3 protein-coding genes are annotated in these 5,044 nt (G+C 76.5%); all 3 read right to left on the bottom strand.

All coding sequences use genetic code 11. The features are described from left to right. Positions 1–50: 50 nt before the first annotated feature. Positions 51–1,226, bottom strand: a complete 1,176-nt coding sequence (locus CR938_RS13780) for a phosphoglycerate kinase (RefSeq protein WP_162125538.1) — start codon at positions 1,224–1,226, stop codon at positions 51–53. A 90-nt stretch (positions 1,227–1,316) separates the two neighbouring features. Continuing rightward, positions 1,317–2,681, bottom strand: coding sequence for a DUF3999 domain-containing protein (locus CR938_RS13785; RefSeq protein WP_162125539.1), 1,365 nt, complete (start codon positions 2,679–2,681; stop codon positions 1,317–1,319). Next, positions 2,678–5,044 (bottom strand): DUF2339 domain-containing protein (locus CR938_RS13790; RefSeq protein WP_162125540.1); only part of this gene is annotated, 2,367 nt, incomplete at its 5' end. The genes CR938_RS13790 and CR938_RS13785, both read right to left, overlap by 4 nt.

Genomic DNA, 5,044 nt, shown 5'->3' on the forward strand with positions numbered 1-5,044 from the left:
CCGCCGCCCGCGGCGCCGCGCGCCCCCCGGCAGGCGCCCGGCCCCGCCGCTCAGGCGCCGCGGGCTTCCAGCGCGGCCACCGCCGGCAGGGTCTTGCCCTCCAGGAACTCCAGGAACGCGCCGCCGCCGGTGGAGATGTAGCCCACGTCGTCGGCGATGCCGTACTTGTCCACCGCCGCCAGGGTGTCGCCGCCGCCGGCGATGGAGAAGGCCCTGGACTCGGCGATGGCGCGGGCCACGGTCTCGGTGCCCCTGGCGAAGGCATCGAACTCGAACACGCCCACCGGGCCGTTCCACACCACCGTACCGGCGGCCTTGATCAGTTCCGCGTACTGCGCGGCGGTCTGCGGGCCGATGTCCAGGATCATGTCCCCGGCGCCGACCTGGTCCACCGGTTTGACCGTGGCCGGGGCATCGGCGGCGAAGGCCGGGGCCACCACCACGTCCACCGGCAGCGGGATCCGCGCGCCGCGCGCCTGGGCGTCGGCGGCGATCTTCTTCGCGGTCTCCACCAGGTCCGGCTCGTACAGCGACTTGCCCACGTCGTGGCCGGCCGCGGCGATGAAGGGGTTGGCGATGCCGCCGCCGACGATCAGCTGGGCCACCTTGTCCACCAGGTTGGTCAGCAGCTCCAGCTTGGTCGAGACCTTGCTGCCGGCCACGATCGCCAGCAGCGGCCGGGCCGGGTTGTCCAGGGCCCTGGCCAGCGCGTCCAGCTCGGCCATCAGCAGCGGGCCGCCGGCAGCCACCGGGGCGAAGCGGATCACGCCGTGGGTCGAGGCCTGGGCGCGGTGCGCGGTGCCGAAGGCGTCCATCACGAACACGTCGCACAGGGCCGCGTACTTCCTCGCCAGCGCCTCGTCGTCGGCCTTCTCGCCGACGTTCATGCGGCAGTTCTCCAGCAGCACGATCTGGCCCGGCCTGACCTCCACGCCATCCACCCAGTCGCGCACCAGCGGCACCTCCACCCCCAGCAGCTCGGACAGGCGCCGCGCCACCGGGGCCAGCGAGTCGGCCTCGCTCCACTGCCCTTCCTTCGGCCGGCCCAGGTGCGAGGTGACCATCACCGCCGCGCCCTTCTCCAGGGCCAGCTTCAGCGTCGGGATGGACGCGGTGATGCGCTGTTCGGAGGTGATGCGGCCGTTCTCGATCGGCACGTTGAGGTCCTGCCGGATCAGCACGCGCTTGCCGGCAAGGTCCAGGTCGGTCATCCGCAGGATCGTCATCGCTTGGCTCTCGTTCGACGGGAAGGAAGGCGCACGCGGCGCAGGGGCCCGCATTGTCCGGGCTGGGCGCCGGCACGGCAAACGCGGCGCTCAGCCGCGCGCCGGCGGCTGCCGCAGCAGGCTCAGGCCCAGCAGTGCCACCAGCACCGCGCCGCCGATCAGCAGGCCCCACAGCAGCATGCCCTTCCAGTCGATCTCGCGGCGCGGCTGCAGCGCCGCCGCGCCAGCCAGCTCCTGTGGCTCGGCGGCCAGCCGCGCCTGCGCGGCCTGCCAGGCCGCGCCGCGCTGGCGGCGCAGCGCATCCAGCAGCGAGGGGATGGGCGCGTCCTCGCGGCGGGCGCGGGCGCTGCCGGCGGCCAGGGCGTAAGGCGGGCGGCCCTGGGCCAGGAACACCACCTCCTCCGGCCGGTAGCCCAGCCGCAGCACCGGCGCCACCGCGCCGACCGGCGAGGCCGCGGTCAGCCGCCAGTGGCGGTCGCGCACCACCGCCGCCAGCGGGCGCGGCGCGGAGCGGGCGCCGTCGGCCAGCCGGTAGGCCATCCACGGCCCGGCGCGCCAGGTCCAGGAGGCCTCGTCGCTGTCGCGGCTCTGCAGGGTCCACTGCGCCGCGGCGTTGCCCGGCAGCTCCACGTCCACGCGCTCCACCGGGAAACGCCCGGGCAGCTCGAACTCGAAGATCTCGCGGCCGTTCTCGTCCACTCCGCGGCGTCCCACCTCCAGCGCCAGCCAGCGCCGCTGCGCCGCCACCGCCGGCGGCGGCAGCTCCACCTTCACCGCGGTCAGCACCGGTCCCGGCACCGCGCGCAGCGGCACCAGGCGCAGATAGCGCGCCGGGCCGTCCAGGGCGATGCGGCCCTCGCGCAGGCGCTGGCCGTCGCGCTGCAGGTCCAGCAGGGTGGTGCCGGCGTTGAGGGTCCGCCAGCGGCGCAGGTCGTCGCTGCCCTCGACCCGGTAGCCGACCTGCATCGGCCCCTCCGGCGGCTCCCACTCCAGCAGCAGCGCGCGCGGCGCCTCCGCCAGCCCGGTGGCGTCCACCAGCCACTGCGCGGCACCGCCGCCGGCGGCCGTGCCGCCCCCGGCGTCGGCCTCGATGCGGCGCACGCTGCCGTTGTCGTCGCGCTCGACCACCAGGCGCAGGTCGCCCCCGCCCACGGTGGGCACCGGCGCCGGCAGCGGGAACCAGGGCAACGGCTGCACCCGCGGCTCCGCCCGCGCCGGCGGCGCGGCCACGGTCACCGCCGCCGGCAGCGCCACGCCCGCGGCGTCGAACACCTCCACGTCGCCCAGGCGCGGATCGATCGCGGTGCGGTACACCGCCTCGTCCAGCTCCACCCGGTACGCGCCGGCGCCCTCCTCCGCCAGCTGCAACGGCCACTGCCGCGCGTAGTCGTCACGGTTGCCGGCCACGGCCAGTACCGGCAGCAGGGCCAGACAGAGCCAGCGGAACCTCCTCATGCGTGTCGTGCCTCCTCCTCTGTGCTTGCGGCCCGGCGCGGCGGAGCCGGCGCCAGGTAGCCCACGATCGTGCACAGCACGCCGTAGGCGATGAACGAGACGATACCCGGCAGATTGCCCAGATGCTGGCGGTCCACCAGCACCAGCTTCAGCAGCACCACGCCCATCAGCACCGCGCCGGCCAGCCACAGCGTGCGCAGGCCGCGGCGCGAGCCGGCGACCCAGCCCAGCACGCCCAGCACGCTCCACACCACGGTCAGGCTGGTCTGGGCCAGCCCGCTCAACGGCAGCCGCGGTCCCCAGGCCACCCCGCCCCAGTGGTGCACGCCGCGCAGCGTGGCGGCGCTGGCCAGCAGGAACACGGCCGCGCCCAGCACCGCGCCACGGGCCCGGCGCAGCCCCTCCGGCGCCTGTGCCGAGCCCAGCCAGGCCGCGGCCAGGCCCACGGCCGCCAGCTGCGCCAGCCCGGCCGGATTGAGCAGCGGCAGCCACGGCAGCGGCGCGGCGGAAGCCGGCATCGCCAGGGCCGGCAGCCAGCCGCAGGCCAGCACCAGCAGCACCAGGCCCTGCAGGCGACACCGCCACGGCGAAGCGGCGGCCAGGCCGGACGGAAGGGCCAGCCACGGCCAGCGCCACAGCGCGGCGGCCAGCAGCGCCAGCCAGGGCAGCGCCAGCAGCGCCAGCCTCCAGCCCTGGGCCAGCCCCGCCTCGCCGCCCAGCCGGGTACCGGCCAGCGCCAGGGCCAGCGCCCAGGCCGGCCACCACGCCAGCTGCGCCGGCCCGGCCGCGTCCCCGCCACGCAGGCACCTCAAGCCGCGCAGGCCCAGCACGGCGAAGGCCAGCCACGCCGGCGCGCCGTGCCCGGCAAAGGGATGCAGGTGCACCGCGGCCTGCCAGCAGGCCAGCGGCAGCGCCGCCGCCAGCGCCGCCACCGCGGTCGCCGCCGACACGCCCCAGCCCCGGCGGCGCCAGGCTTCGGCGGCCAGCCAGCCGGTCAGCGCGGCGAAGGCCAGCAGCGCGTCCGGACGGTCGGCCGGCGCCAGGAAGCGGAACACCTCGGCCACCGCGGTGCCGGTCCACCACAGCAGGCCCCAGAGGTGGAACGGAAACGCCCAGGCGCGCCCCTGCGCCCGCGCGGCCCAGGCGCTGGCCAGGCCGCCCACGGCCAGCAGCAGCCCGGCCATCGCCCCCGGATTGAGCAGCAGGCGCTCCTCGGCCGTGCGGCTGCCCAGCAGCACCGCCACGCCGGCCAGCAGCTGCAGCACGGCGCCGGAGGCCACCGGCAGGCGGCGCTGCTGGCGCAGGCCCAGCCACACCAGGCCCGCGCCCTCCAGCGCGAACACGCTGGCGGTGGCGTGCGCCGACAGCGCCAGCGGCACCGCCAGGGTGGCGAAGCCCACCGCCAGCACCGCATGGGCCTGGCCGAGCAGGCCGAAGCCCTCGCGCCGGACCAGCACGCGCGCCAGCACCGCGTAGAGCGCAGCCAGCCCCAGGGCGCACAGCGCCCGGGGCATACGCCGGCCCTGCATCAGCCCCGCCTGCAGGGCGAAGGCCACCAGCGGTGTGCCGAACACCAGGGTGCCGTCCACGAAGCCCTGGCGTGGCCGCGCACGGTGGCCGGCGAGCAGCACCGGCACCGCCAGGTAGAACAGGAAGAACAGGACCAGGAACGGCTGCGTGCTGGCGTAGTGCCCGGGCCTGTACGCCCACGCGCCCCAGGCGGCGCCGATGCCGAAGGTGAACGCGAAGCCCAGCAGGTTGAGTTCGCGCCAGGCGCGGTGGCGGGCAATGGCGACGATGGCGGCATCGAGCAGGGCGTAGTACGAGAACAGCGCCACGTGGTTGCCGCTGCCGGTGGACAGCCACAGCGGCGCCAGGAAGCCGGCCAGCAGTGCCAGCACCGCCAGCGCGCGCGCATCCTGCAGCACCGCCAGCAGGCCGGTGCCGGCCACCAGCAGCACGCTCAGCGCGAATGCCGCGCCCGCCGGCAGCAGGCCGTACAGCTTGAAGGCGGCGAACACGGTCAGCAGCAGCACGCCGATGGCGCCGCCCTGCACGCTGAGGGCGAACGCGCGGTGCCGTCCGCGCCGGTGCCAGGCGACCACCAGCGCGCCCACCGCCGCCGCGGCCACGCCCGCCGGGCGCAGTTCGACCGGCAGGGCCAGCAGCCCGCGGTCGCTGGCGTACTTCAGCAGCGCGGCCACGCCCGCCAGCAGCACCAGCACACCGATCTTCACCGGCACGTTGCCCTCGGCGAAGCCGCGCCTGGTCCGCTCCCACAGGCGGCTGGCGACGCCCGGCCGCGCGCTGGCGGTGCCGCCGTCAGCGGCGGCGGCCGGCGCCTGCCCGGGCCTGGGCGGCAG

The organism is Pseudoxanthomonas taiwanensis, from assembly GCF_010093135.1.
Classification (GTDB): Bacteria; Pseudomonadota; Gammaproteobacteria; order Xanthomonadales; family Xanthomonadaceae; genus Pseudoxanthomonas; species Pseudoxanthomonas taiwanensis.